General features: G+C 64.9%; 27 protein-coding genes. 16 read left to right on the plus strand and 11 right to left on the minus strand.

The window, feature by feature from the left end; genetic code table 11:
- Window positions 1–28: 28 nt before the first annotated feature.
- The 8 genes from NIBR502770_RS07940 (at window position 29) to NIBR502770_RS07975 (ending at window position 9,526) form a co-directional block, all read left to right on the plus strand.
- Window positions 29–424: an FKBP-type peptidyl-prolyl cis-trans isomerase gene (locus tag NIBR502770_RS07940; RefSeq protein ID WP_141160420.1), complete on the plus strand. Its 396-nt coding sequence runs from the start codon at window positions 29–31 to the stop codon at window positions 422–424.
- A 113-nt stretch (window positions 425–537) separates the two neighbouring features.
- Window positions 538–2,523 (plus strand): YafY family protein, encoded by a 1,986-nt coding sequence (locus tag NIBR502770_RS07945; protein WP_141181599.1) that lies wholly within the window; start codon window positions 538–540, stop codon window positions 2,521–2,523.
- A gap of 10 nt (window positions 2,524–2,533) precedes the next feature.
- Window positions 2,534–2,878 carry a hypothetical protein gene (locus tag NIBR502770_RS07950; protein WP_141181600.1) on the plus strand — a complete coding sequence of 115 codons (345 nt, stop codon included), beginning with the start codon at window positions 2,534–2,536 and terminating at the stop codon, window positions 2,876–2,878.
- A 32-nt stretch (window positions 2,879–2,910) separates the two neighbouring features.
- Complete coding sequence (gene tatA / locus NIBR502770_RS07955; RefSeq protein WP_141160417.1) at window positions 2,911–3,186, plus strand: Sec-independent protein translocase subunit TatA; 276 nt, start codon at window positions 2,911–2,913, stop codon at window positions 3,184–3,186.
- 48 nt (window positions 3,187–3,234) lie between these two features.
- A complete protein-coding gene (gene tatC / locus NIBR502770_RS07960) occupies window positions 3,235–4,029 on the plus strand; it encodes a twin-arginine translocase subunit TatC (RefSeq protein ID WP_141181601.1) in 795 nt (264 codons plus the stop codon).
- A 20-nt stretch (window positions 4,030–4,049) separates the two neighbouring features.
- Window positions 4,050–6,965, plus strand: a complete 2,916-nt coding sequence (locus tag NIBR502770_RS07965) for an RNA helicase (RefSeq protein WP_141181602.1) — start codon at window positions 4,050–4,052, stop codon at window positions 6,963–6,965.
- Between the two features lie 60 nt (window positions 6,966–7,025).
- Window positions 7,026–8,687 carry an amidohydrolase gene (locus NIBR502770_RS07970; protein WP_141181603.1) on the plus strand — a complete coding sequence of 554 codons (1,662 nt, stop codon included), beginning with the start codon at window positions 7,026–7,028 and terminating at the stop codon, window positions 8,685–8,687.
- A 95-nt stretch (window positions 8,688–8,782) separates the two neighbouring features.
- A complete protein-coding gene (locus NIBR502770_RS07975; RefSeq protein WP_141160413.1) occupies window positions 8,783–9,526 on the plus strand; it encodes a polyprenol monophosphomannose synthase in 744 nt (247 codons plus the stop codon).
- Here NIBR502770_RS07975 and NIBR502770_RS07980 read toward each other — a convergent pair.
- The 6 genes from NIBR502770_RS07980 to NIBR502770_RS08005 form a co-directional block, all read right to left on the minus strand.
- Window positions 9,523–10,420, minus strand: a protein-coding gene (locus NIBR502770_RS07980) for an IS5 family transposase (protein WP_141181604.1) whose coding sequence is annotated in 2 segments (ribosomal slippage) — window positions 9,523–10,068 and window positions 10,070–10,420 — 897 coding nt in all. Because the reading frame shifts where the segments join, the coding sequence is not laid out codon by codon here. The genes NIBR502770_RS07975 and NIBR502770_RS07980 overlap by 4 nt on opposite strands.
- A 149-nt stretch (window positions 10,421–10,569) precedes the next feature.
- Window positions 10,570–10,917 carry an RNA polymerase-binding protein RbpA gene (locus NIBR502770_RS07985; protein WP_026266052.1) on the minus strand — a complete coding sequence of 116 codons (348 nt, stop codon included), beginning with the start codon at window positions 10,915–10,917 and terminating at the stop codon, window positions 10,570–10,572.
- A gap of 239 nt (window positions 10,918–11,156) precedes the next feature.
- The gene (locus NIBR502770_RS07990; protein ID WP_141160412.1) at window positions 11,157–12,095 is read right to left on the minus strand and encodes an SPFH domain-containing protein; all 939 of its coding nucleotides are present in this window, start codon (window positions 12,093–12,095) and stop codon (window positions 11,157–11,159) included.
- Between the two features lie 22 nt (window positions 12,096–12,117).
- Complete coding sequence (locus NIBR502770_RS07995) at window positions 12,118–12,591, minus strand: NfeD family protein (RefSeq protein ID WP_141160411.1); 474 nt, start codon at window positions 12,589–12,591, stop codon at window positions 12,118–12,120.
- A gap of 129 nt (window positions 12,592–12,720) precedes the next feature.
- Window positions 12,721–13,602: a methyltransferase domain-containing protein gene (locus NIBR502770_RS08000; protein WP_141181605.1), complete on the minus strand. Its 882-nt coding sequence runs from the start codon at window positions 13,600–13,602 to the stop codon at window positions 12,721–12,723.
- Between the two features lie 68 nt (window positions 13,603–13,670).
- The gene (locus NIBR502770_RS08005; RefSeq protein WP_141160409.1) at window positions 13,671–14,351 is read right to left on the minus strand and encodes a peptide deformylase; all 681 of its coding nucleotides are present in this window, start codon (window positions 14,349–14,351) and stop codon (window positions 13,671–13,673) included.
- Between the two features lie 54 nt (window positions 14,352–14,405).
- Here NIBR502770_RS08005 and NIBR502770_RS08010 point away from each other — a divergent pair, with 54 nt between their 5' ends.
- A complete protein-coding gene (locus NIBR502770_RS08010) occupies window positions 14,406–14,819 on the plus strand; it encodes a nuclear transport factor 2 family protein (protein ID WP_141181606.1) in 414 nt (137 codons plus the stop codon).
- Window positions 14,820–14,842: 23 nt separating this feature from the next.
- Here the strand turns inward: NIBR502770_RS08010 and NIBR502770_RS08015 are convergent, their stop codons facing one another.
- The 3 genes from NIBR502770_RS08015 to NIBR502770_RS08025 are packed head-to-tail and all read right to left on the minus strand — an operon-like array spanning window position 14,843 to window position 17,934.
- Window positions 14,843–15,994, minus strand: coding sequence for an NAD(P)/FAD-dependent oxidoreductase (locus NIBR502770_RS08015; protein ID WP_141181607.1), 1,152 nt, complete (start codon window positions 15,992–15,994; stop codon window positions 14,843–14,845).
- A gap of 1 nt (window position 15,995) precedes the next feature.
- Window positions 15,996–16,646, minus strand: coding sequence for a methyltransferase domain-containing protein (locus tag NIBR502770_RS08020; protein WP_246857481.1), 651 nt, complete (start codon window positions 16,644–16,646; stop codon window positions 15,996–15,998).
- A gap of 55 nt (window positions 16,647–16,701) precedes the next feature.
- Window positions 16,702–17,934 carry a type III polyketide synthase gene (locus NIBR502770_RS08025; RefSeq protein WP_246857446.1) on the minus strand — a complete coding sequence of 411 codons (1,233 nt, stop codon included), beginning with the start codon at window positions 17,932–17,934 and terminating at the stop codon, window positions 16,702–16,704.
- A gap of 543 nt (window positions 17,935–18,477) precedes the next feature.
- Here NIBR502770_RS08025 and NIBR502770_RS08030 point away from each other — a divergent pair.
- Both NIBR502770_RS08030 and NIBR502770_RS08035 read left to right on the plus strand, forming a co-directional pair.
- A complete protein-coding gene (locus NIBR502770_RS08030; RefSeq protein ID WP_141181608.1) occupies window positions 18,478–18,888 on the plus strand; it encodes a DUF3054 domain-containing protein in 411 nt (136 codons plus the stop codon).
- 110 nt (window positions 18,889–18,998) lie between these two features.
- On the plus strand, window positions 18,999–19,280 hold the full coding sequence (locus NIBR502770_RS08035; protein WP_141160402.1) for an Lrp/AsnC family transcriptional regulator: 282 nt from the start codon (window positions 18,999–19,001) through the stop codon (window positions 19,278–19,280).
- Between the two features lie 7 nt (window positions 19,281–19,287).
- Here NIBR502770_RS08035 and trpD read toward each other — a convergent pair whose 3' ends face one another.
- A complete protein-coding gene (gene trpD / locus NIBR502770_RS08040; protein WP_141160401.1) occupies window positions 19,288–20,343 on the minus strand; it encodes an anthranilate phosphoribosyltransferase in 1,056 nt (351 codons plus the stop codon).
- 112 nt (window positions 20,344–20,455) lie between these two features.
- On the opposite strand from trpD, the gene NIBR502770_RS08045 reads away from it, so the two are divergent.
- The 4 genes from NIBR502770_RS08045 to NIBR502770_RS08060 all read left to right on the plus strand — a co-directional run bounded on the left by NIBR502770_RS08045 (window position 20,456) and on the right by NIBR502770_RS08060 (window position 24,822).
- Window positions 20,456–21,130, plus strand: coding sequence for a heme-copper oxidase subunit III (locus NIBR502770_RS08045; protein ID WP_217509392.1), 675 nt, complete (start codon window positions 20,456–20,458; stop codon window positions 21,128–21,130).
- Between the two features lie 86 nt (window positions 21,131–21,216).
- Entirely contained in the window at window positions 21,217–22,005 is a 789-nt protein-coding gene (locus NIBR502770_RS08050) for a cytochrome c (RefSeq protein WP_141181609.1), read from the plus strand.
- 98 nt (window positions 22,006–22,103) lie between these two features.
- Window positions 22,104–23,174 (plus strand): ubiquinol-cytochrome c reductase iron-sulfur subunit, encoded by a 1,071-nt coding sequence (locus NIBR502770_RS08055; RefSeq protein ID WP_141181610.1) that lies wholly within the window; start codon window positions 22,104–22,106, stop codon window positions 23,172–23,174.
- The gene (locus NIBR502770_RS08060) at window positions 23,152–24,822 is read left to right on the plus strand and encodes a ubiquinol-cytochrome c reductase cytochrome b subunit (RefSeq protein ID WP_141181611.1); all 1,671 of its coding nucleotides are present in this window, start codon (window positions 23,152–23,154) and stop codon (window positions 24,820–24,822) included. Before NIBR502770_RS08055 ends, NIBR502770_RS08060 begins: the two co-directional genes overlap by 23 nt.
- A gap of 132 nt (window positions 24,823–24,954) precedes the next feature.
- On the opposite strand, the gene NIBR502770_RS08065 is transcribed toward NIBR502770_RS08060, so the two are convergent.
- Window positions 24,955–25,725, minus strand: coding sequence for a GntR family transcriptional regulator (locus NIBR502770_RS08065; RefSeq protein ID WP_141181612.1), 771 nt, complete (start codon window positions 25,723–25,725; stop codon window positions 24,955–24,957).
- 157 nt (window positions 25,726–25,882) lie between these two features.
- Between NIBR502770_RS08065 and NIBR502770_RS08070 the strand changes: the two genes are divergently transcribed.
- Complete coding sequence (locus NIBR502770_RS08070; protein WP_210418931.1) at window positions 25,883–26,176, plus strand: HPr family phosphocarrier protein; 294 nt, start codon at window positions 25,883–25,885, stop codon at window positions 26,174–26,176.
- Window positions 26,177–26,242: the final 66 nt, after the last annotated feature.

A 26,242-nucleotide genomic window follows, 5' to 3' on the forward strand; every position in this document is an offset into this window, starting at 1 on the left:
CATCACCACGCACTCATTAGGAGCAAGCATGTCGTTTGGACAGCGGGAATTCGACCGCCAGAAGCCCGAGATCGACTTCCCGGAAGGCGACGTCCCCACGGAACTCGTCATCACGGACCTCATCGAGGGTGACGGCAAGGAAGCCAAAGCAGGGGACACCGTCTCCACCCACTACGTCGGCGTCGCCTGGTCCACGGGCGAAGAATTCGACGCCTCCTGGGGCCGCGGCGCACCGCTGGACTTCCGGGTCGGTGTCGGCCAGGTCATCCAGGGCTGGGACCAGGGCCTGCTGGGCATGAAGGTCGGCGGCCGCCGCCGCCTGGAGATCCCCTCAGAACTGGCATACGGCTCCCGTGGAGCCGGTGGAGCGATCAAGCCCAACGAGGCACTGATTTTCGTCGTGGACCTCGTCGCCGTCCGCTGAAGCGGCAGCACAAGCGGAAACTGATCGCACCGCAAAGCGCGGCAGCAGGGGGACACCCTCCCGTGCTGCCGCGCTTTCTGCTTTCACCCGGGGAGTTTAGTAACGTAACCAAGGTGTCCGTATCCCGTACTGAACGACTCCTCAACCTGCTGATTGCGCTGCTCAATACCCGCTACGGACTGCGCCGCAGTGAATTGCGAGAAAAGGTCTACCACGACACCTCCGGCAACGACGTCGCGTTCGGGCGCATGTTCGAGCGGGACAAGAACGACCTTAGGGCCATGGGGTTCGAGGTTGAGACCCTGACGGACCTCGGCTGGAGCGAGGATGACCCCGCCACCACGAGGTACCGGATCGGCAAGGAATCCAGCCGGCTCCCGGACGTCCAGCTGGGACCGGAGGAATGGACAGTCCTCCTGCTGGCCTCCCAACTCTGGGAGCGAGCGGCGCTTGGGACAGCCGCCCAAAGCGCCCTCCGCAAGCTCCAGGCTTCGGGAAGGCTGGCCGAGGTGGAACTGCCGGCCGGCGTCCAGCCGCGCATCAAACCCGCCGGACAGGCCTTCGATGACATCGTTGCCGCCATGCACGCCCGCCATCCAGTCAGCTTCACGTACCTCGCCGGAAGCACCGGCAAAGAGGAGGAACGTACCGTTGAGCCCTGGGGCCTGGGCAGCCGTTTCGGCCAGTGGTACCTCATGGGCTACGACCGGGCACGCGAGGCGCCCCGGCATTTCCGCCTGTCGCGCTTCACCAGTGCCGTGGCCGTCCTCAACAAAGAGCACTACCGGCCGCCAGCAGGCTTCAACATCCGCGCCGAACTGGCCCGGCTGCCGGAACTGCCGCTGCGCACCGCCGTCGTTGACGTCAGGCAGGGGCGCCTGCTGGCGCTGCGCCGACGGGCCATGGACGGCCGCGCAGACCAGGGTGCCGGAACGCCCGACGACGGCTGGGACCGGCTGGTCCTCGAGTACCGCGACCCGGAAGTCCTCGCCGAAGAGCTGGCCAGCTATGGCCCCGATGCCCTGGCAGTGGAGCCCGCGGAGCTGGCAGCGGCAGTGCGGCGCCGGCTGCAGGCTGCCGCCGACTTCACCGCCGCGCCCGTCCCCGCCTACGCGTTCTCCGATACCCGGCCCCGGGCAGCCCGGAAGGGGACCTCGGAGGACCAGCTCAAGCGCATGCTGCAGTTGGTCCCGTTCCTGGTCCATAACCAGGGCCTGCACATCCGGGACGTCGCAGAGCATTTTGGCGTCACCAGGGAAGAGCTCGAGGCCGACCTGCGGATCCTCATTTGCTCAGGTTTGCCCGAGGGCTACCCTGACGATCTCCTCGACATCCAGTGGGACGACGACCACGTGTACATCACCCAGGACCTCGACCTGAACAAGCCCGTCCGCTTCACCGTGGCGGAGGCATGTGCCCTGCTGACCGGACTTGAAACCCTGAACACCCTGCCCGGCCTGCCCGGCGGAGGCGCCCTGGAATCGGTCACGCTGAAGCTGCTGGCCGCCGCCGGCGAGGAAGGACTCGGCGCCGCCTCCATCGCAGGGCCGCAGGTGGCTCCCGCGGACGCTGCCACCCATGCCACGGTCCGCGAGGCAATCGAGTCCGGTTCCCAGCTCCACCTGTCCTACCTCGCGCCGCAGCGGGACGCGGTGACTGAGCGTGACGTAGACCCCCTGCGGCTCTACTCCCTGGACAACACCTGGTATTTCGAAGCGTGGTGCCATTTGGTGGACGGGCGGCGGAACTTCCGGCTGGACCGGGTCCAGGAGGTGCGCCCCAACGGCCGGCCCGCCGCCACGCACGGGCCGCCGGCGGGAGGGGTCCCCGCCAAGCTCTTCACGGCGAACGACGACGACACAACAGTCACCGTCCAGCTCACCCGGCAGGGCAGGGGGTTGGCGGAGGACTACTACGCGGAGCGCACGGCGGAGTTGCCCGACGGCGGATTGGTGGCCGAAATCAGATTCGGCAACACGGCGTGGCTGCCGATGTTCGTGGCCCAGCACGGAGGTATGGTCCGCATCCTGGCACCTGCTGGGCTGGCTGACGCCGCGCGGGAGTGGCTGTCTGCCTCGTTGGACAGGTACGCCGGATAGACTTCACAGCATGCCTTGGTGGTCCTGGATTCTTATATGGGTGGCGCTCGTCGCAGTGTCCGTACTGTTTTACGTCCTTCTGGGCATCCGTCTCTTCCGCCAGTTCATGGCGACGGTCAAGGATCTCAGCGCTGCGGGTGAAAAGCTGGGACACCTGGCCCCCGTTGACCTCGAGGAATCTACGGAGACGCGGCCGGCCCCGCCCGGTTCTGCCGTTTTTGCCTCACCCGCCGCGATGCGACATGATTACGAGGCATCCAAATCGGCCCGGCGCGAAGATCGCCGCCGCCGGCGAGTGCAGCGCAAGAAGGACCGGGGCCAGCCGCAGGCGCTCGGAGATCTCGACTTCACATAGAAGTAGGATGTAGTTAGAGGAAAGGATTTCCCGTGGGAAGACTCTTTGATGGCCCTTGGCCGATCGTCATTATCATCGTTGTTGCTTTGCTTCTCTTCGCCGCCCCCAAGCTTCCGGCCATGGCCCGCAGCCTGGGCCAGTCCATGCGGATTATCAAGTCCGAGGTCAAGGAAATGAAGAACGACGGCAAAGCCGACACCACCACAGAGGCTTCCGGCCCGGTGGAAGGCACCATCGTGAACCACCCCAAGGCGAAGCCCGGTGAGCCGACTGACGGCACTGACGTTCCGCCGTCCACCCGCGCCTGACCTCCCGTGGCACTGTCGCGGGCCCGTAAAGCCAATCCCGAGGGGCGCATGTCCCTGTGGGAACACCTCAAAGAGCTGAAGAACCGGCTGATCAAGTCGGCTATCGGCGTCGTTATCGGCGGCATTGGGGGCTGGATACTTTACGATCCGCTGTTGAAGGCCCTCGCCGAACCGGTAAACCGGATTTCGAATGAAACCGGGGGCCTGGCGGCCATCAACTTCGGCACCATAGCGTCGCCCTTCGACTTCAAGCTGCAGATGTCGCTCCTCATTGGGGCCGTCATCTCCAGCCCCATCTGGATCTACCAGCTCTGGGCCTTCATTACTCCGGGGCTTACCTCCAAGGAACGGCGCTACACGCTGGGCTATATGGCAGCTGCCATTCCGCTCTTCCTCGCCGGAATCTGGGTGGGCTGGCTTGTGGTTCCGCAGGTGGTTCACGCGCTGACCCAATTCACTCCGGCAGGTTCCTCCAGCGTCATAGATGCCAGGACCTACATCGAATTCGTCACCCGCATGGTGCTGATGCTGGGCCTGGCCTTCCTTGTCCCCGTGGTGCTGGTTGGCGTCAACATGGCCGGCATCGTGTCCGGCCGCACCATCCTGAAGGCCTGGCGCATCACCGTTTTCCTGGTGTTCGTCCTGGCAGCCATCGCAGCACCGGGTGCGGATGCCATCTCCATGTTCATGCTGGCCGGCCCATTGCTGGCGCTTTTCTTTGCAGCGATCGGCATTTGCATCATGAACGACAAGCGCCGGGAACGCCGCGAGGCCAGGCACGTCGAGGAGACCGAAGCCACTGCCGACATCGCCACCCCCAGCAGTGAACTTAAGAAGCTCTAGCCTGCCGCTAGGCTTGGGTTATGTCCTCCACCACCGGACCCTTCTCCGCCGGCCCCGTCGATCCCGATGAACTTTCGCCAGCCGAGAGGTACCGTGCCAGCGCCGAGCGCCGGGCAGAGGCGGCCACCTACCTCGGACAGTTTTCCCGGACCCTTGAGTTCGAGCTTGATGACTTCCAGCGCGAAGCCTGCCGTTCTTTGCAGGAGGGCAGGGGAGTCCTGGTGGCTGCCCCTACCGGAGCCGGCAAGACCATCGTGGGGGAGTTTGCCATCTACCTCGCTCTCCAGCGGGGCCTGAAGGCCTTCTACACCACCCCCATCAAGGCGCTCAGCAACCAGAAGTTCAGTGAACTGAGCCAGAAATACGGCGCGGACAACGTGGGCCTCCTGACTGGGGACACCAGCATCAACGGGGACGCGCAGGTGGTGGTCATGACCACCGAGGTCCTCCGGAACATGCTGTACGCGGACTCAGCCACGTTGGGCGACCTGGGCTACGTGGTCATGGACGAGGTCCACTACCTTGCCGACCGGTTCCGCGGAGCAGTCTGGGAAGAAGTCATCATCCACCTGCCCAGTGAGGTCCAGGTCGCTTCGCTGAGTGCCACCGTTTCGAACGCCGAGGAATTTGGTGCATGGCTGGATACTGTCCGGGGGGACACCGACATCATCGTCTCCGAACACCGGCCGGTGCCACTGTGGCAGCACGTCATGGTGGGGCGGCAGATTATGGACCTGTTCGCGGGGGAAACCACTTTTGACGAGATCGCCCCGCCAGTGGACGATGAGGGACAGCCACCTGCTACGTCCGTGAACCCGGCCGGGACCGCCAAGGGGCGCGGCTTCGACGTCAATCCTGACCTGCTCTCCGTTGCGCGCAGCGAAAGCCAGCAAAGCTTCCGGAGCCGCCCCGGCGGCCGGGGGCAGCGTGGCCGCCGGGGGTACGAGCGGCCGGGCCGGGGAGAGTCGACCGGAGTGCGCCCTGCCAGCCGGCCCCAGGTCATTGCAAGCCTGGACCGGATGGACCTGCTGCCGGCTATCACCTTTATCTTCTCCCGCGCGGGGTGCGAAGCCGCGGTGGCGCAATGCGTAGGGTCCGGCCTGTGGCTCACCACCGAGAAGGAACAGCGGATTATCGCCCAGCGTGTGGACGAGGCCGGGCAGGACATCCCGCCGGACGATCTCGACGTCCTGGGATTCTGGACTTGGCGTGATGGCCTCCTCCGGGGCTTTGCTGCCCACCACGCCGGCATGCTGCCCACCTTCAAGGAAGTTGTCGAAAAGCTGTTCGCCGATGGCCTGGTGAAAGCCGTTTTCGCCACTGAGACCCTGGCCTTGGGCGTCAACATGCCTGCCCGCTCGGTAGTGCTGGAAAAACTGGACAAGTTCAACGGCGAAGCCCACGTGGATATAACGGCGGGCGAATACACCCAACTGACCGGAAGGGCCGGCCGGCGGGGGATCGACGTCGAAGGCCATGCCGTGGTGCTGTGGCAGCCCGGGACGGACCCGACGGCGGTGGCCGGCCTGGCGTCCCGGCGAACCTATCCGCTGAACTCGAGTTTCCGGCCCACCTACAACATGAGCATCAACCTTTTGGCACAGTTCGGGCGTGCCCGGGCCCGCGAGATACTTGAGTCCTCGTTTGCCCAGTTCCAAGCTGACCGCTCGGTGGTTGGGCTGGCCCGGCAGGTGCGCAGCCGGGAGGAGTCGCTTGCCGGCTACGCCAAATCGATGACCTGCCATTTGGGTGACTTCACTGAGTATGCCCGGCTGCGCCGGGAACTTTCCGATGCCGAGAGCGCCACCTCCCGGACCAAGTCCCGCGTCCAGAAATCGCTCAGCGGCGACTCCCTGGCCCGCCTCCTGCCCGGGGACGTGGTAAACGTTCCCGGCGGACGTGCCCCCGGGCCCGCCGTCGTCCTTAGTTCCGACCACGGAAGCCGTGAACCCCGGCCGGCCGTACTCACCCTGGACAACCAGCTGCGCCGGATTGGAACCGATGACCTGGAGGGACCTATCGCGCCGGTTACCCGGGTCCGGATTCCCAAGTCCTTTAATGCAAAGGTGCCAAAATCGCGCCGGGACCTGGCATCCTCCGTCCGCAACGCCCTGCGCGAAAACCGTCCTCCGGCTCCCGGGCAGAACCGCAACCATGACTTCGGCCGTGGCGCCGCCCTCCCCAACCAGGAGCGGCGGATCGCCGATCTGCGCCGGGCCCTCAAAGCCCATCCCTGCCACGGGTGCAGCGAACGCGAAGACCATGCCCGGTGGTCGGAACGCTGGTGGAAGCTGCGGCGCGAAACGGATGGCCTGGTCCGCCAGATCCAGGGCCGCACCAACACCATCGCCAAGACCTTCGACCGGGTCTGCGACGTCCTTTCCGCGTACGGCTACCTGGAAGACGCCGGAGAGGGCCGGCTGAACATCAGCCCTGACGGCCAGCGGCTGCGCCGGATCTACGGTGAAAAGGACCTGCTGATCTCCCAGTCCTTGCGGCTGGGCGCGTTCGATGACCTGGACGCGGCGGAAGTGGCTGCCCTGGCCAGCGTCCTGGTCTACCAGGCTAAACGCGAAGACAGGGGCCTGCGGCCGCGCATGCCCAGTGTCTCCCTGGAGACCTCGGTGGACATCGTGGTTAAGGAATGGTCCGTTCTCGAAGACGTGGAAGAGGAGAACAAGCTTCCGCTGACAGGCGAACCTGAACTCGGCCTCGTGTGGCCGCTGTACAAATGGGCCCGCGGGCGCCACCTGCAGGATGTCCTGAGCGGCACCGACCTTGCCGCCGGGGACTTTGTCCGCTGGGTCAAGCAGGTGGTGGACCTGCTGGACCAGCTCGCCAAGATCCCGGGCCTTGATCCGCGCCTGGCGCGGCTTTGCGCCGAGGCGATCAACCTCATCCGCCGCGGCGTCGTGGCTTACTCGTCCGTTCTGTAAACCCGATAACCCCCCGGCCGGGCCGACACGGCCTGCCCACCTTCCAGGAGTCCTGACTTTATGCCCCGCCCTGATTCGACCCCCGCCGACGCCTCCCGACCAGCCCCGGTGCTTTACCGCAATGGATCCGTGTATACGGCGGCCGATCCGTTCGCCACCGCCATGCTGGTGGATGGGGACACAGTTGCCTGGGTGGGATCGGAACAGGCGGCGACGTCCATTGCCGACAGCACCATGGACATCATCGACCTCCGCGGCGCCCTGGTTGCACCGGGCTTCGTTGACTCCCACATGCACCTGACCGAAACCGGAATCGCGCTCGAGTCGCTCCAGCTGGGGCCGGTAACGTCGGCCCGGGCACTGCTTGATGCAGTCGCCGGGGACCGCGGGGACGGACCGGTGCTGGGCCACGGCTGGGACGAGAGTACCTGGGCGGATCCCACCCTGCCCACGGCGGAAGAACTTGACCGGGCAGCCGGGGGCCGGCCGGTTTACCTTTCCCGTGTGGACGTGCACTCGGCGCTGGTGTCCACGTCCCTGGCCAGGTCTGCGGATCTTCAGGACAAGGACGGCTACGACGGCGGCGCCCGGGTGGCACGGGCGGCCCACGAGGCAGCGCGGCAGGTGACCCGACGGCTGCCCCAGGGCGTGCTGAAGCGGCACCAGGCCCGTGCCCTGGCGGAGGCTGCGGCGAACGGGTACGTCGCCCTGGCCGAAATGGGCGCACCCCACATCGGCGGGGCTGAGGACCTGAGGCTGGCTGCAGGATGGAACGCCCCTGAAGCCGGGCAGCCCCGCTATCCCGACGTGATGCCGTACTGGGGCGAGCTGGTCTCGTCCGAGGAGCAGGCACGCGCACTGGTGGCCGAACTGGGGGCGGGAGTCCGCGGCCTGGCAGGGGACCTGAACATCGACGGTTCCCTGGGCTCGCGCACCGCCGCCCTGCGCGCCGGTTACAGTGATGCGGGCCAGGAACGGGGCACCCTTTACCTGGGCGTAGACCAGGCGGCAGCCCACCTTGCCGCCTGCTCCCTTGCCGGGATCCAGGGCGGGTTCCACGTGATCGGCGACGCCGGGCTGGACGCTGCGCTCGAGGCCCTGGACCTGGCGGCCAAGGAAGTGGGCGAGCAGCGGGTGCGCGCGGTGGGCCACCGGTTTGAGCACGTGGAGATGGCTGATGCCGCGGCCGTGGCAAGGCTGGCGCACTACTCGGTGACCGTCAGCGCGCAGCCCTCCTTCGACGCAGCCTGGGGTGGCCCCGGAGGCCTGTACGAGCAGCGGCTGGGGGAGCGGAGCCGGTCGATGAACCCGTTCGCTGCCTTCTACTCCGCCGGAGTTCCCGTCTGCTTCGGCAGCGACAGCCCCGTCACGCCTCTGCGTCCCTGGTCCAGCGTGCGCGCCTGCGTGGAACACCACAACGAGGACCAGCGCATTTCCGCGCGCGCAGCGTTCCTGGGGCACACCCGTGCGGGCTGGAGGGCGGCACGGCACGCCAACCCCATGGCCGGCCAACTGGTCCCGGGCGCCCCTGCCAGCTTCGCCGTCTGGGAGGTTGAGGAGCTGATGGTCCAGGTGGCTGACGGGAGGGTGCAGTCATGGAGCACCGATCCGCGCGCCAGGACCCCCCTTCTTCCGGCGCTCGACACGGGCTCGGACCCGGTGTGCCTGCAAACCGTGAAAGACGGTGCCGAACTGTTCGTGAGCCCGGCCCTGCGTTCCTGACCCGGGAACGCTCCACCCTATAATGGGGAGTTGCGCCCGCCGCCGGCCCACCCGGTATCAGGTGCACCGACCACTTCCACCAGGAAAGGCCCTCTGTGCGCGTCCTTACGATCATTCCCACTTACAACGAACTGGAATCGCTGCCCAAGACGCTCCAGCGCCTGCGGACGGCCGTTCCGGCGTCGGACGTGCTGGTGGTCGATGACAACAGCCCTGACGGCACCGGCCAGCTCGCCGACGGCTTTGCAGCAGAAGACTCCCAGGTTCACGTCCTGCACCGCAAGGGCAAGGAAGGGCTGGGCGCCGCCTACATTGCCGGTTTCAAGTGGGGCCTGGATGCCGGCTACGACGTCCTGGTGGAAATGGATGCAGACGGCTCCCACCAGCCGGAACAGCTTCCCCAACTGCTGGAGGCCGTTGAGCAGGGCGCAGACCTGGCCATGGGGTCCCGCTGGGTTCCCGGCGGCAGCGTGGTCAACTGGCCGCTGTACCGCCAGGCAATCTCCCGCGTCGGCAGCACCTACGCCCGGTTGATGCTGGCCCTGCCCATCAGGGACGTGACCGGCGGATACCGCGCCTTCCGCAGGACCACCCTGGAAAAGCTCAACCTGGACCAGGTGGACTCCGTGGGCTACGGCTTCCAAGTGGACCTGGCATGGCGCGTCGCCAAATTGGGCCTGCGCATCGAGGAACGCCCCATCACCTTCGTTGAACGCGAGCTCGGCGCATCCAAGATGAGCGGCAACATCGTGGTCGAAGCCATGGTCAACGTCACCAAATGGGGTCTGGCAGCGCGCTGGAACACCCTTGCCGGCAAGCTGAAGAACAAGCGGGCCTAGGGCGTGTCTCCTAAAACTGTTAGCCAGATGCTGATTGCCCAAAGAACCGCTCCTCCGCGGTAGGTGAGGGCGAGTTTGTCGTAGCGTGTTGCCAAGGCACGCCATTGCTTGAAGACGTTGAAGTTCCGTTCGACGACGTTCCGGCCTTTGTAATCCTCTTTGTCGAAGGCCGGGGGCCGGCCACCGGAGGAGCCGCGTCGCTTCCGGTGGCCGATCTGGTCGGAAGGCTGCGGGATGACAGCAATAATGCCGCGGTCGCGGAGGTGGGTTCGGATCGCTCGAGACGAGTAGGCCTTGTCACCGCGGACACGGTCCGGGCGGGTTCTGGGTCTGCCCTGACCGGCCCGGTTGATCTTCAGCTGGTTCATGAGGTGGGCGAACATCGGCGCGTCCCCGCCCTGGCCCGGGGCGACCAGCAGAACCAAGGGCCTGCCTTTGCCATCAACCAAGGCGTGAATCTTGGTGCTCAGTCCGCCCCGGGACCGCCCAACCGCATGATCGTCCGGCTCAGCAAACAGATTCATGTAATTCGAGCCGGCCCCCTGTGGCGCGCGGAAGGTTGGTGCCGTGCTGGTGGGCACGGTTCACCGTCGAATCGACCGAGACCGACCAATCCACTTCACCCTGAGAGTCCGCGACCGTCAGCAGTGCAGCCAGGATGCTGTCCCACGTTCCGTCACCGCTATAGCGGCGGTGACGCTTCCAAATGGTCTGCCACGGACCGAACTCGGCAGGCACATCCCGCCACGCGATCCCGCACCGATACCGGTAAATGATGCCCTCGACCACGCGCCGGTCGTCCCGAAAAGGACGACCCCGACGACCATCAGAGGACGGCAACAACGGCTGGATGCGGGCCCACTGCCCATCAGTCAAAACAGAAGTACGCGACACCCATCAAGCATCCCGCCTAAACCAACCCAGGTTTAGGAGACACGCCCTAGGCCTCTGCCCGCGGGGGCACCGCCGGCGTCACGCCGGCACAAAAATAGGGGGCGGCCCCGCACCATTGTGCGGGGCCGCCCCCTATTTGCGGACTGGCTCTATGCCGAGCGCCGCTCTCCGCGGCGTTCGCGCAGGATGGTAAGGCGGTCCTCGAGGATCTGTTCGAGTTCAGGCAGGGAGCGGCGTTCGAGCAGCATGTCCCAGTGGGTGCGGACTGCTTTGTCGTTGCTGGTGTCAGGCTTTTCGCCGTCGACCAGGAGCGCTTCCTTACCGGTTTTGGAGACCCACACCGGAGGAATTTCCGCCTCGGAGGAGAACGTGACGAAGACCTGCTCGCCATCCGCGCAACGGTACTCGACCCGCTGGCGCGGAGCCGGCTCAACTCCGGACTCGGTCTCCATGCTCTGCGCACCAAGGCGCATGCCCCGCAGGCTGCGATCGCTCATGATTTCTCCCTCTGGTCGGTTCGCGGATGAAATCTCCGCGCTAGCCGGTGGCGCCGTGGCACCGCCGGACTACTTTGTGCAGTGTGTTGCATCATAGGATTCAACGCATTGCGAAGCTTGGTTGTTCCAGCTGGTATTCTCCTGCCGGACAAATACCCAATTATACGACTCTTATCCCACCGCAGACAAAACAGGAGGGTTCGGCGTCCGCCGCCAAACCCTCCTGGTGTTCGGGGTGCTTATGGTTGCGTGCGCTCTGCGGGAGCGTCCTGGAACAGTGTCCCGGCCTCCCCGTTGGTGCCGCCCAGGGCGTTCCCAATTCCCTTCAGGGCTTCCCCGACTTCGCTGGGGATGATCCACAGCTTGTTGGCCGAGCCTTCGGCGAGCTTGGGCAGCGTCTGCAGGTACTGGTAGGCCAGCAGTTTCTGGTCCGGGTTTCCTTTGTGGATGGCGTCGAAGACCTTCTGGATGGCCTGCGATTCGCCGTCCGCCCGCAAAATGGCGGCCTTGGCTTCACCCTCCGCAGCCAGGATGGACGCCTGGCGCTGCCCCTCCGCGGTGAGGATGGCCGACTGCTTGGTTCCTTCGGCGGTCAGGATCGCGGCCCGGCGGTCACGTTCGGCGCGCATTTGCTTCTCCATGGAGTCCTGGATGGAGTGCGGCGGATCAATGGCCTTCAGTTCAACCCGCGAAACGCGGATGCCCCAGCGGCCGGTGGCCTCGTCCAGGACGCCGCGGAGCTGCCCGTTGATTTGGTCCCGGGATGTGAGGGCTTCCTCCAGGTTCAGGCCGCCCACCACGTTGCGCAGGGTGGTGGTGGTGAGCTGTTCGACCGCCTGGATGTAATTGGCGATCTCATACGTCGCGGCTCGGGGGTCTGTTACCTGGAAGTAGACCACCGTATCGATGGAGACCACCAGGTTGTCCTCGGTGATGACGGGCTGCGGCGGAAAGGACACGACTTGTTCACGCAGGTCCAGGAGCGGCAGGAGCCGGTCCACAAAGGGAATCAGGATGGTCAGGCCCGGATTCAGGGTTCGCTGGTACTTACCCAGCCGTTCAACGACGCCGGCGCGCGCCTGCGGAATAATCCGGACGGACCGGACCAAAACTATGATGACAAAGACGATCAGAACCACCAGCACAATGGCCAGTGCGGTTCCGCCTGCGTTTTCCATACAACTCCTTGTTCCCCAATTGTCAGGCTGTATCGGGCCCGGTGGCCGCCGTGGGCGGCACCGAAACCACTGCTGTTGCGCCGTCGATGGCCGCTACAACCACCGTCTGGCCTGCGGGAAGCACTCCCGCAGCGGAGCGCGCACTCCAGATATCTCCACCGATTTTCACCAGGCCGCCGTCGGACGTCACGGCCTCCATGACCACGGCCGGCTCACCGATCAGCCGGTCCACGTTGGTCCGCTGTTCCGAGGGTCCCTTCTTCAGGTGGGACAGGGCCACGGGCCGGACGAAGGCGACCATGAGCAGCGACACGATGCAGAAGATGACGACCTGGAGCCAGGGCTCGGCGCCGGCGAAATCGGCGACCAGTGCGGCAAGTGATCCGCCGCCCAGCATGATGAAAAACAGGTCAAGGGTGATCATCTCGATCACTGCAAACGCCAGGAAAGCCGTAAGCCACAACGCCCACCAGTTTTCCCCAAGCCATTCGAACATTCCTGCTTCCCCCTTTGTCACGGGGGAGCCGCGTCCGCGGACCCGCCAGTAACTGTCTTTTCATCGTAGTCCGCGGACCTGGCTTGTGGGCGGGTTCACAGCGGGCGCCGGGGGATAGTGGCCAAGTCGTTACGGGGCGCCCTGGGCGCGGGGCCGGAACACGGAAATCCGGAACCTTGCGTCGTCCCGAACCGGTTCCGGGGAGCTTTCCAGCCGGGCCGCGATCTGGTCCCGGTCGAGGTGGTGGCCGGCCGGTCCCATGAACGCCAGGTCCGCCGCGGCCGCGCGGCCCAGCGTGAGAGGTATGTCCACGTCAAGGGATTTTTCGGGCTCGAAGTGCCCGGCCATTGCGTCCGCCAGGCGCTCGTCCTTGCCCTCTTCAATGCCGAGCATTCCGGTTACGGCCGCGATGCCTGCCAAATGTCCGGGCCGCGGCGTCACCACTGCCAGCACACCCCCTGGGCGCAGGACCCGGGCGAACTCTTCGGGGTTCCGCGGAGCGAAGACCACGGTGACCGCATCCACCGAATTCTCCGCCACCGGAAGCGGCCGCCAGATGTCCCAGACCAGGTGGACGGCCTCCGGGTTGAGGCGGGCAGCCCGGCGGAGGGCGAACTTCGAGATGTCCAGTCCGATTGCAGAGGCCGGGCGGCCCGCGGTGGCTGCAGCGTCGAGGATCTCCCGCAGGTAATGGCCGGTCCCGGTTCCGGAGTCCAGAACCACAGCGCCTTCCTCCCGCAGTAAAGGTACGACGGCGGAGGCCAGGGCGTGTGCCAGCGGCGCGTAGTGGCCGTTCCCCAGGAAGGCGAACCGTGACGCCACCATCGCGGCGCTGTCAGGTTCAAAGGGTGTGCCCTTACCCACCAGCAGGTTGAAGTAGCCCTGCCGGGCGGCATCGAAGTTGTGCCCCTCCGGGCACGACAGGCGTGGCTGGTGCGTGGCCTCCGCAGGCAGGTACTCCAGTGGACGTGAGCAGACGGGGCACAGGAGGGGAAGGTCCGCGGAAGGCATGGGAACCAGTTTAGGGCTGGCTGGGCGTTCAGCCCCGCCAGCCCTGCATGCGGAGGAAGCGGTAACTGTCAGCCGAGGGAGATCCCGGCGGGTCCGTCGTCGAAACCCAGCCCTTCCCGTGCCTTGGTGATGCCCGCTTCCGCCCAGTGGGCCGCGTACTCGGCGTTGCTGCTCAACGAACGAAGCTGGGCACGGTCTATGTACAGGATGCCGTCGAGGTGGTCTGTCTCGTGCTGCACGATGCGCGCCTGCCAGCCGGAAAACTCACGCCGCTCCGCCGCGCCGTCGGGCGTTGCATACTCCAGCAGGACGGTCTCGGGACGCGCCACCACCGCCTGCAGCCCGTTGAGGGAAAGGCATCCTTCAAAGAATGACGCATGTCCCGGGCCAACCGGTGTATAGCGGGGGTTGAGGATGGCAAGGAAGTCCAGGGGGCTCCGGTTCCTGAGGGCGGCAGCAGCCGGGTCGATGTCGTACTGGTCCTCCAGGACGGCCAGCCGCAGGGGGATGCCCAGCTGCGGCGCGGCAAGGCCTACTCCGGGTGCTTCATGCATGACCTGGCGCATGACTTCGACCAGGCGGCCCAGCTGGTCGTCTGACAGCTGGCCATCGAAGTCAGCGGCACGCTGCCGGAGTGCCGGGTGCCCGGCCTGGACAATGGGCGGGAGGGATCCGGCAGAGAGGACCTGCTCAACAAGCTCGCGGATCTGGCCGGCGCTGGCGGTGGTCGGGGGAACAGTCTGGGTCATGGGGACAGCCTACTGGCGGACGGCACGCAGGAACGGTCGGCTAGGGTCTACTGCATGGCTGAAGATTCCCTTCCTGCACAGTCCCCGCTGGAACACGTCCTGGCATTCATCCGGGTCCTTGAAGCGGGTGGCGGTGCCGCGGACATCCGGCCGTTCCTCGCGGAGCAGTTCGTGCTGATCGAGGCCCCGCACCTGTTGGCACCGGAAGGTTCCACGCGGACACTGGCGGCGGTACTGGCCGGCGCCGACCAAAGCCGCGAGGTGGTCAAGGACCAGCAGTTCACTGTCCGGCGCACCACGTGCGAGGGCGGCCGGGTGGTGGTGGAGGCTGACTGGTCCGCCACGGTGCTCATGGACCTGAAGTACTGGGACCGGGGCGAGACGATCCGTGCCAGGACGTCGTCCGTCTTCCAGGTCAGCGACGGTGTGATCGTGAGCCAGGACAGCTACGACTGCTACTTCCGGTAACCGCCCTCCGCGCCGGAAACCTGCTACTGCATGGTGAAGCGCTTCGCGGCCCAGCGGTTCACCGCGGGTATTGCCGCGGCCGCACCAATGCCGGCAACACGGAACTGCAGGAGCGGCTGCGGCAGCGGCCTGCCCAGCATCATGTTGATTTCCGCCTGCCGACGGGCCACATGGGCTGCCCGGCGGCGGTTCCGCTCGAATTTCCGAAGTTGAAGGCCCATGGGTTTGCCCGACAGGGCGGCGCAGACCAACGGCGCAAGGTCCCGGGCTCCCAACCACCCAAGGTTCATGCCTTGCCCGCCGATGGGGCTGATTTCATGGGCGGCGTCACCCAGCAGCACTGCGCGTCCGGCGACTGTCCTCTGCGCAATTCCGGAACGCACGCTGAAGGCGCTCAGCATGGAGTTGGACGCTGGATCCGGCTGATTCCCGGTCCGGCGGCGCACCAGCTCCGCAAGATCGTGGGGCCCTGCAGCCGCTCCGGCGGGGGAGTCCAGCCGCACCACCCAGCGCCGGACGCCTCCCGGCAGCGGAAACGACTCAACGATTCCGTCGGGCTCGAGGAACAGGACGGCATTGTCCCCGTACTCCGTGCCGTCCTCAAAATCGCCCATGAGGTAATGGTCCGGATAGGTCCTGCGGACAACGGGGACGCCGAGCCGCTCCCGCAGCGCTGACCGGGCGCCGTCGGCCGCAACGAGCAACGCTCCAGTCGCACTGCCGCACGGACGCGTGGCACCCGGGCCGGCCTCCACCGCAGCGGTGACCCTGCCGCCGTCGTCCGTAACCCCCGTGACGCGGGCGCCCCTGACAATCGCGCCCGGATCGAGGGCGAGGACACGCTCTTCCAAGAGCTGTTCGGTCCTAAACTGCGGGAGTGCCAGCACGAATGGAAAGTCCCTGGACACATGGTCGAACACCATGGTTCCCGTCGTCCTGCCGCCGCTGACCGCCATTCCGGCACGGATGCGGACGCCTTCGTGAACCATGCTGGATGCCACCTGCACCCCGGCAAGGGCCTCCAGGGCCGGCGGGTGGATGCCGATCGCCCTGGTATGCCGGTTCGGGGCTTGCCGCTGCTCGAAAACCCTCACCGTTACGCCTTCCTGCAGCAGCGCGGCTGCCAGGTACAGGCCCACGGGACCGCCGCCCGCGATCAGGACATCGGCGTCCATGTCAGTCCTTCCGGCAAGCCAGGACCTGGTGGAAGGCCGACGGGCGCTCCACGGACCAGCCCGGGGGAGCGGAAGCGGCCAGCTCCGCGGGCGTATAGCTGCGCCGGATGGAGGTGAGGCCGTCCCCGCGGATGTAGGACTTCCTGAAAGGCAGCGCGGCCACACTGAACAGGGCAAAGGCGGCGGGGCTGCGGATGAGGTCGTTGTGCAGCGCTTTCCTGGTGGCCAGGATTTCCGAGTCCGACAGCAGCTGCCGGAGTTCCGCGCGATCAAGGTGGTGCAGTACGTGGTTGGAAATCACGACGTCGAACCGGGCGCCTTCCCGGACCAGGTCGCCGCTGTGCGCCTGCCGGAAGTCGACGCTAGGGATTGCCGGACGCCGGCGGGCGAATGCGGCGGCGCGCGGGTCCGGATCGATGCCGGTGACGTGGATTGGCCGGCCGTCCCGCTCTGCCCAGCGCGCGAGCATGACGGCAAGGTCGCCGCCACCGGAGCCGATGTCCAGCACGGTCAATGGGCGCTGCTGCGACGCAGCGGCGGTGCGCAGCTCCGTCCGGTACAGCCGCCGCCAACCGGACAGCACCCTATTGATGACCCAGAACTGCCGGTACGTATTGTCCAGGAGCCGGGCATCGCAGTCGGCGCGGTCCATCTGCTCCACCGCTCCGGCAGCGCGCGTTCGCAGCAGGATTCCCACGCGAATCCCGTCAGGCCATCTCAGTCATCCGGTCCTGGCCCGGCATGAGGGTGGCCACCGCAGCGGATTCCCGCAGTCCGGGGTCCCAGGTGCATGCCGCGGCTTGCCGGAGCTTGGTGAACAGGCCGGTCTCCACCGTGAGTCCCGGGCCAAAGGCCATGGAACAGATGGCCTCGCCGTCGTGGCGACCATCCGGGTGCAGCGGTTGTTCCAGGATGTGCTTGAGGACGAACAGGACTGTGGCGCTGCTCATGTTGCCGTAGTTGCGCAGAATGTCCCTGGCGGGAACCAGCTGCTCATCGCTGAGGCCAAGCCGGGACTGGACCTTGTCGAGGATGCTGCGCCCGCCGGGGTGGATCGCCCAGTGGGGGATTGCGGTGTAGGGGAGTGCCGCCAATTCCGGGTCTTTTGCCAGCAGCGGCTGCAGGGCACCGACGATGTGGTCATCAATGATGTGGGGCACGTAGTTGCCCAGGACCATCTCGAACCCATGATCGCCGATGTTCCACGCCATGGAGTCCTCACCAACAGGGGTCAGGACTGTTTCGAAATGGTCCAGCTTCAACAGTGCGGCTTCCTCTACGCCGGGGCGTGCAGTCACGACGGCGGCAGCGGCGCCATCTGCGAACAGGGCCGAACCCATGATTGTGTCCGGATCATTGGACGTGCGTACGTGCAGTGAGCAGAGTTCGGCGCAGACCACCAGGACAACCGCATTCGGGTCGGATTCACAGAACAGCTTGGCCGCGCGGAGGGCGGGAAAGGCCGCGTAGCAGCCCATGAAGCCCAGGTGGTACCGCTGCACGGAAGGACTAAGTCCTAGCTCGCGGACCACCTTGTAGTCCGGGCCAGGATTGAAAAAGCCCGTACATGACACCGTCACGAGATGAGTTATGTCAAGTAAATCCAACTCCGGCGCAGCCTGCAGGGCAGCCCGGGCCGCTTCTACGAAGAGTTTGGTGGCTTCCCGGGCAAAGATATCGTTGCGGACTTTGGTGCTGGGGTTCAGCAGGAGCCCGGTGTCCGGGTCGTAAAACTGGGGGTTCTCCGAGCGTGACGCGTTGGTGAGTTCCTGGACGGCGGTGAATCTCGTCTCGATGGCTGCGCCGTCGAAACAGGTGTTGACCAGGCGGGACCCAAGCCGGGAAAGTCCCGGTTGGGCGGCAAAGACATCACGGGCTTCGGACTGGATCAGTTTTGTCGCCGGAACTGCAGTTTCAAGTGAACGCACGTAAACCGTCATCACGTCATTCTTGACGTGCGGTTGGAGAAAGACAATGGGCCCGGTGACTGGAACGGCGGTGCTGGGTCTTTGATGGCGCATCCAGGCCCGGACGGCCGAAGTCGATGCTCCGCTTCCGGACCTGCCCAAAGCGCCGATAATCTACATTATGTCAAGTAATGGCAAGCTGGCACTCCCTCATTCGGCCAGCGCGATGCCGTCCTGCGGCAGAACCAGACATGCAGCCTCTAGTGGCTCCGCCGAATTGAGGCCCCCACAACGGCACCCAGGCCGAGCCCCACTGCGAAACCCCAAAACGGCGTGTGGAAGATCGCCAGGCCCAGGCTGATCCCCAAAGCAGCACCCACCAGGCTGCAGATCCATAGGGCTTTATTCACGGTGTCTCCGTCATGGCTAGGGGGCCTCACCTACTGCAGCGAGATTACTGCATCCCCAACAAGGGGTGCCACGGTGACAGCCCGCTTCAGTAACCGGCACTAGAGTCCACTCCCCTTCTTTAGAGAGCCCGTCAGCGCGCCTCCTGGCGGCAGCTAAGCTCGAAACATGAGTTCCCTGAAAACCAAGCCTGCACCGACCACACCCGCACGGGCAGCACTGGCTGCAGCAGTGGCCGACGTCGTGCTGATCCTTGTTTTCGCCGCTATAGGCCGGGATGCGCACCACCGCGAGGAGCCCGTCCTCGGCGTGCTGCTGACCGCCTGGCCATTCCTTGCCGGCGCAGCGGCAGGATGGGCGGCTGCCAGGGTGTGGCGCAGTCCATTGGCCATCGCCCGGGCCGGCGTTCCAGTCTGGCTCGCTACCCTGGTTGGCGGAATGCTCCTCCGGGCCCTGACCGGGCAAACGGTGGTCCTTCCCTTCATTATCGTTGCAACGCTGGCCCTCGCCGTGTTGCTGGTGGGGTACCGGCTCCTGGTGGCAGGCGTGGTGCGCTTCCGCCGACGGCAGGGCAGGTAGAGAAGGCGGATTCAGGGTGTCAGCCGGGTCCGGCGCCCGTGTAATAGGCTGGCCGGAGAGAAAAGCCTGCCGTGGGTCATCGCGGCGGCACTGATTGAAGGGGTTCAAGCGTGGTTACCGCATTTGTTCTGATCAAGACTGACGCCGCCCGCATCCCGGAGACGGCTGAAGAGATTTCAGCCATCGAAGGCATCAGCGAGGTGTATTCGGTCACCGGTGAATGGGACCTCATTGCAGTAGCGCGGGTCCGCAGGCACGAAGACCTCGCCGACGTCATCGCGGACCGGCTTTCAAAAGTCCCCGCAGTGGTCCACACCACCACGCACATCGCGTTCAGGGCCTACTCGCAGCACGACCTTGACGCCGCTTTTTCCCTGGGCTTCGAACAATAACCGCGGTTTAGGCGCGCGAGAGGGACACCCAACGGTCCAGCACGGCCGCGGCGGCACCGGAATCGATCGAGTCCGCCGCCCGCGCGAATGCCTCCTTCATGCGGTCAAGGAACGGGCCCTCGGCGTCCCGGTCGAACGCAACCAGGCCTGCCGCGGCGTTCACCAGCACGGCGTCCCTTGCCGGGCCCTCACTGCCGGCCAGCACATCCCGGACAACCCCCGCGTTCGCCGCCGCATTACCGCCACGGAGTTGTTCAACAGTAGCCAGCCTGATGCCGAGGTCCTCCGGGGAGAAACGCAGTTCACTGACGGCCCCGTCGCGGATCTCCCAGACAGTGGACGGGCCCGTTGTGGTCAGTTCGTCCAGCCCGTCATTGCCGCGGAAGACCAGTCCCCTGCTCCCCCGGCGGGCCAGGACCCCGGCCACGAGTGGTGCCATCCGCGCATTGGCGACGCCCACGGCTGACGCCTGCACATTGGCAGGGTTGGTGAGCGGTCCCAGGAAGTTGAAGGCTGTGGGTACCGCCAGTTCCCGCCGCGGGACGGCCGTGTGCCGGAACGACGGGTGGAACACCTGGGCAAAGCAGAACGTGATTCCTGCCTCCTCCGCGTTCCGGGCCACCTGGGCAATGGGCAGGTCCAGGCGGACGCCGAGCGCCTCAAGTACGTCAGCGGAACCGGACGACGACGACGACGCGCGGTTCCCGTGCTTGACCACCTTGGCGCCGGCCCCGGCAGAGACCAGGGCGGCCATGGTGGAGATGTTGATGGTGTTAAGTTGGTCACCGCCGGTACCGACAATGTCGAGTTTTTCCCCGCTGATGGTCACGGGGTTGGCGTGGGCAAGCATTGCCTCCACGAGGCCGGAGAGCTCATCCACCGTCTCGCCTTTGGCGCTGAGGGCCACAAGGAATCCGGCGATCTGGGCCGGTGTTGCTTCCCCGGACATGATGGTGTCCATGGCCCAGGAGGTGTTCTCCGCAGTGAGGTCAGTGCCCTTGATGAGCGTTGAGATCAACCGGGGCCAGGTGTTGGCGGACGCTTTAGTTGCCTGAGAAGTCACGTGCTGATGCTATCGACCGATGGCGGCCAGTGACCAATGTGAACCGTCGCGGGAACTTTTCCGGGCAATTTCGCGTCTTTGTAGAAAAAGTCCTCCGAAAAGGCGGTTTGCGTTGGGCAGCACGGACTTTTACAGACATAATGTCTATGTGACATCTGCGACCCATGCCCCCAGTACCCCGGCGCACCCCACGCTGAACCGCCCCAATATGGTTTCTGTCGGAACCGTTGTGTGGCTGTCCAGCGAGTTGATGTTCTTCGCCGGTCTCTTTGCCATGTACTTCACTCTGCGCTCCACGAGCGGACAGATGTGGGCGGAAGAGACAGCCAAGCTCAACTTCCCCTTTGCGCTCGTCAACACGATCGTCCTCGTGGCCAGTTCCTTCACTTGCCAGATGGGCGTCTTCGCCGCAGAGCGGCTTCAGCCACGGCGCACCGGCGGCGCCCTGCAGTTTGCCCGCTGGGGAATGAACGAATGGTTCACCCTGACGTTCCTCATGGGTGCGTTCTTCGTTGCCGGCCAGACCACCGAATACGCCATGCTGGTTTCAGAGCACGTATCGCTCTCCTCCAATGCATATGGCTCGGCCTTCTACATGACCACGGGCTTCCACGGCCTCCACGTGATTGGCGGCCTTATCGCCTTCCTGCTCATCATGGGCCGGTCGTTCGCCGCGAAGAAGTTCGGACATTTCGAAGCAACGTCCGCGATCGTCACCTCTTACTACTGGCACTTCGTTGACGTCGTCTGGATCGGCCTCTTCCTGGTCATCTACGTACTCAAGTAGCCAGCTTTGATTCTTTTTCTACAAGAGGCAGAATTTCAGGTAGCGGCTCCCGGAGCCGGCGCAGGATCGAATAAAGGAACCACCACGTGAAGGCACTCTCACAAAAGCGGCGTCACCCACTTGCAGCAATAGCGCTGCTTCTGATGGGGCTCCTCATCACGGGTGGGCTGTACGCCGTGGCAACCACCGTCAACCAGGCCAAGGCTTCCACCACCACGTTCAGTGCAAGCGACACGGAAGAAGGCGGCAAGCTCTTCGCCGCCAACTGCGCCACCTGCCACGGCATGGGTGCCAGTGGTTCCAAGGATGGCCCGTCACTGGTGGGTGTCGGTGCAGCCGCTGTTGATTTCCAGGTAGGCACCGGCCGCATGCCGATGCAGATGAACGGCCCGCAGGCCATGAAGAAGCCCGTCCAGTTCAACGACGAGCAGACCCACCAGCTTGCAGCCTACGTTGCCTCCCTGGGAGCCGGCCCGGCAATCCCTGCAGAAGACCTGACAAACGGTGGCGGCGATGCAGCTGCCGGCGGTGAGCTCTTCCGCACCAACTGCGCCATGTGCCACAACGCCGCCGCTGCCGGTGGTGCACTGACCCGCGGCAAGTTCGCGCCTGCCCTGGCCGACGTCTCCGGCAAGCACATCTACGAGGCCATGGTCACGGGCCCGCAGAACATGCCGGTGTTCAACGATGCCAACATCACTCCTGAAGGCAAGAAGGACATCATCACCTTCCTGAAGCAGATTGAAACCACCGGCTCGCCGGGTGGGGCCGACCTTGGCTCGCTGGGTCCGGTTGCCGAAGGCCTGTTCGTTTGGGTAGCTGGCCTTGGCGTCATCATTGCCTTCACCATCTGGCTTACGTCCAGGACGTCCTGACTTTCCGCAGGAACCCACAACTTCTGCTGCCCAGTCAGCAGCTTGAAATTAGAAACTAACCCGGCAACTGCCGGGACGAGAGAAGGATGAGGCGAATTATGGGCAACCATAGTGACGGCAGTCCGAACCACTCGGGCACCGTAGCTACGGCTGGTCAGAATGAGGTGGAGAAGTTCCAGGATCCTGGAATTCCCCCGCATCGTTTGCGCCTGGCTGACACGGACCCGAAGGCCGCAAAGCGGGCAGAACGGCAGGTCGCCTTACTATTTGGCATTTCTGTTGTTGGAACCCTGATCTTCCTGGTGGCGTACTTCGCCATTGATCTGGGTGATGACTCCAGCATTGCCACCATCCGGCTCCAGAATGCCCTGCTCGGCATTGGTACAGCCTTCGCCATGCTGGGTATCGGTACCGGTATCGTGCACTGGGCCAAGGCCCTGATGCCCGACCACGAAGTCTCCGAGGAACGCCACGCCATCCGGTATGAAGAAGACCGCCAGGCCGCGGTCCGCATCGTCGACGACATTGTGGAAGAGACCGGCATCAAGCGCCGCCCGCTGATCCGCAACACCCTCCTGGGTGCGGTCGCACTGGCCCCGCTTCCCGCCGTCGCCATCTTCGGTGACCTCGGTCCCCGCCCTGACGACAAGCTCGCGCACACCATGTGGGCTCCGCAGGACGGAAAGCGAAAGCGCCTCACCCGCGACCCCGATGGAACTCCCATCAAGGCCTCGGACGTCACCATCGGTTCAGCCTTCCACGTCATCCCCGAGGGCCTGAATGAACTGCAGGAAGGCAAGCTCAACGAGAAGGCAAAGTCCGTTGTGCTGCTTATGCGCCTTGATCCCGCATCGCTGAACCCCTCAAAGGGCCGCGAAGAATGGGGTTACAACGGCATCGTTGCCTACTCCAAGATCTGCACCCACGTTGGCTGCCCCGTTGCTCTGTACGAGCAGCAGACGCACCACCTGCTGTGCCCGTGCCACCAGTCCACCTTCGACCTCACGCAAGAGTGCAAGGTGATCTTCGGCCCCGCCAGCCGTCCTCTGCCCCAGCTGCCCATCGCAGTTGATGACGAGGGCTACCTCGTCGCTACCAGCGACTTCCATGAACCCGTAGGACCAAGTTACTGGGAGCGTGATTCGCATGAGCGCAGCATCAACAGCTGAGCCGGCTTTCGTCGCCAAAACCAAGACAGGCCGGATCACCGACTTCGTCGACTCACGTGTCGGCGGCTCCGGAATCCTCCGCGAGTTCGGCCGTAAAGTCTTCCCCGACCACTGGTCCTTCATGTTCGGTGAAGTGGCGCTGTACTCCTTCGTCATCCTTCTGCTGTCCGGAACCTTCCTGACGTTCTTCTTTGATCCGTCAATGGCGGAGACCCATTACGACGGCGGCTACATTCCCCTCAAGGGAGTGGAAATGTCGGTGGCGTACAGCTCCTCGCTGAATATCTCCTTTGACATCCGTGGCGGACTCTTCATGCGCCAGGTGCACCACTGGGCCGCCCTGCTGTTCGTGGCCTCCATCGCAGTCCACATGCTGAGGGTCTTCTTCACCGGCGCGTTCCGCCGTCCGCGTGAAATGAACTGGGTCGTGGGCAGCGTCCTGCTGATCCTGGCCATGGCTGCCGGTTTCACCGGCTACTCACTCCCCGACGACCTGCTGTCAGGCAACGGCCTGCGCATCATCGACGGCGTCATCAAGTCGATCCCGGTCATCGGAACGTACATCTCGTTCTTCCTGTTCGGCGGCGAGTTCCCTGGCACGGCCATCATCAGCCGCCTCTACATGCTCCACATCCTGCTGGTTCCGGCCTTGATCCTCCTGATGATCGTCCTGCACCTGTTCATGGTGGTCGTCCACAAGCACACCCAGTACCCCGGTCCCGGCCGGAACGACAACAACGTTGTCGGCTACCCCCTGGGTCCTGTCTACGCAGCGAAGGCCGGTGGGTTCTTCTTCATCGTCTTCGGTGTCATCGCACTGATGGCAGCATTCTTCACCATCAACCCCATCTGGAACTACGGTCCGTATGACCCCTCCCCCGTGTCGGCCGGTACGCAGCCTGACTGGTACATCGGCTTCGTCGATGGTGCGCTCCGGCTCATGCCCGGCACGCTCGGCAACTGGCACGTGGAACAGATCTTCTTCGGACACGTGTTCACGTTCAACGTGCTGCTCCCGGCACTGGTCCCCGCCGGAATCCTGTTCACCGTGATGTTCACCTACCCGTGGATCGAACGCTGGATCACCAAGGATGACCGCGAGCACCACGTGCTGGACCGTCCGCGCAACGCCCCGACCCGTACGGGCATCGGTGTGGCTGGCTTCATCTGGTACTGCGTGATGTGGGCAGCTGCAGGTTCAGACCTCATTGCCACGCACTTCCACGTGTCCCTCAATGACGTCACCTACTGGCTCCGCGCCCTGTTCTTCGTCGGACCGGTAATCGGCTTCATCGTCGCCAAGCGCGTCGCCCTGGCGCTGCAGCGCAAGGACCGGGAGATCGCCCTCCACGGCCGCGAGACCGGACGAATTGTCAGGCTCCCGCACGGTGAATTCATCGAGGTCCACGCGCCGCTGGACGAGTACAAGCGATACAAGCTGGTTGGTTTCGAGTCACCCCAGGTTCTGCCTGCTGTGCCGAACGAGCACGGCGTCGTGACCCGCAAGGAAAAGCGCCGCGCGTTCCTCTCCCGCTGGTTCTTCGAGGACCGTGTTGCGCCAGCAACGCCCGCAGAGCTCGAGGCAGCCCATGGCCATGGCCACGAGGCAGTCGAAGCAGCTGAAGGATCCAAGAGCCTGACGCACTAGGCTCTGTGTTCCAACAGTGAAGGCCCGATCCGCAAGGATCGGGCCTTCACTTGTTTAATTGTTCCGACTGCGGCAAGGCCGCTCGCCGGGGCTGTCCCTGCCTGCTGCAGCAAAAAGGTACTCGTGAACCTGTCAGTGGTTGCGGGCGCGGCGGGCTCCGGGCCGTTGGAGGGGCACCCACAGCTTGTACCGGTCCGCCCGGTAATAGGACACGGAGTAGTCAACCATCGCCCGGGCCACGAAGGCATGCCGCTGGATCTTCAGCAACGGCGCCCCCACCTCTACGTTCAGGAGCCGGGCGGTGGACGGTGAAGCGGCCGTGGCCTCGATCATGTCCTCACCCCACTCCATCACCAGCCCGAACTGCTCGCTCAGGACGTTGTACAGGGACGTGGGCGGCTCACCATCGAGCAGGCCGGGGACGCGGTGGGCCGGGATGAAGTTCTCATCCACACTCATGGGCTCCCCATCGGCCAGCAGCAGCCTGCGGAAGCGGACCAGCGGTGTACCCTCATCGAGCTGGAGCTCGCGGGCCAGGAACGCGCTGGCACCTATTTGCTCGAAGCTCAGCACCTTGGCCGCGGGCACCATGCCGCGCCGCTGCATCTCTTCACTGTAGGAGGTGAGCTTAACCTGGAGATCCAGTTTCGGCCGCCGCACGAAGGTCCCGAGGCCCACAACCCGCTCGATGACCTCCTCCCCCACCAAGGCATCAATAGCCTGGCGCACTGTCATGCGTGCCAGCCCGAACCGCTCCGCCAGGTCCCGTTCTGACGGCAGCGCAGATCCCGGCGGGCAGGACTGGGCGATGTACGTCCGAAGAATCTCACGAAGCTGGACGTAAATTGCCGTGCCGCTGGTGCGGTCAATGTCGCCCGTGATTGCCGCGGCGCCAGCTGCCATGTTCTTTCTCCTGCCGTTGGGTTCATTCAATTTTAGGACGGTCTAGACCAGCGCCGGCACAGTCTCCGTCTTTGCTAACCACAACGTGGTGAACGCTATATTTGGTCTGGAAATTCACTAAATGACGGAGGGGGCCGTCTCTCAAAAAGGAGTCCCTTTGCCAATAGAAAAGGCTGTGGTGGCAGCGCCCGCAGGCCTGCATGCACGTTCCGCAGCGGTATTTGTCCGGGCCGCCACGGACACCGGGCTTCCCGTCACCATCAGCAAGGCCGGCGCCGCGGAGGTGGACGCGCGGTCGCTGCTCCAGGTGATGGGAGCTGACTTCGCGCAAGGCTGTGAGGTGGAGCTCTCGGTGAGTGAAGTTCCGCTGGCGGACGCTCAGTGGCTTGCAAGCGCGAAGGCGGCCCTGCGGGAGCTTCGCGACCTTTTGGAGTCGCAGGGGGCTGGATAAGGGCCGTTGGAAGGCAATAAACGACGGCGGGCCCCACCAATCTGGTGGGGCCCGACGTCGTTATTC

The organism is Pseudarthrobacter sp. NIBRBAC000502770 (assembly GCF_006517815.1).
GTDB lineage: Bacteria > Actinomycetota > Actinomycetes > Actinomycetales > Micrococcaceae > Arthrobacter > Arthrobacter niigatensis.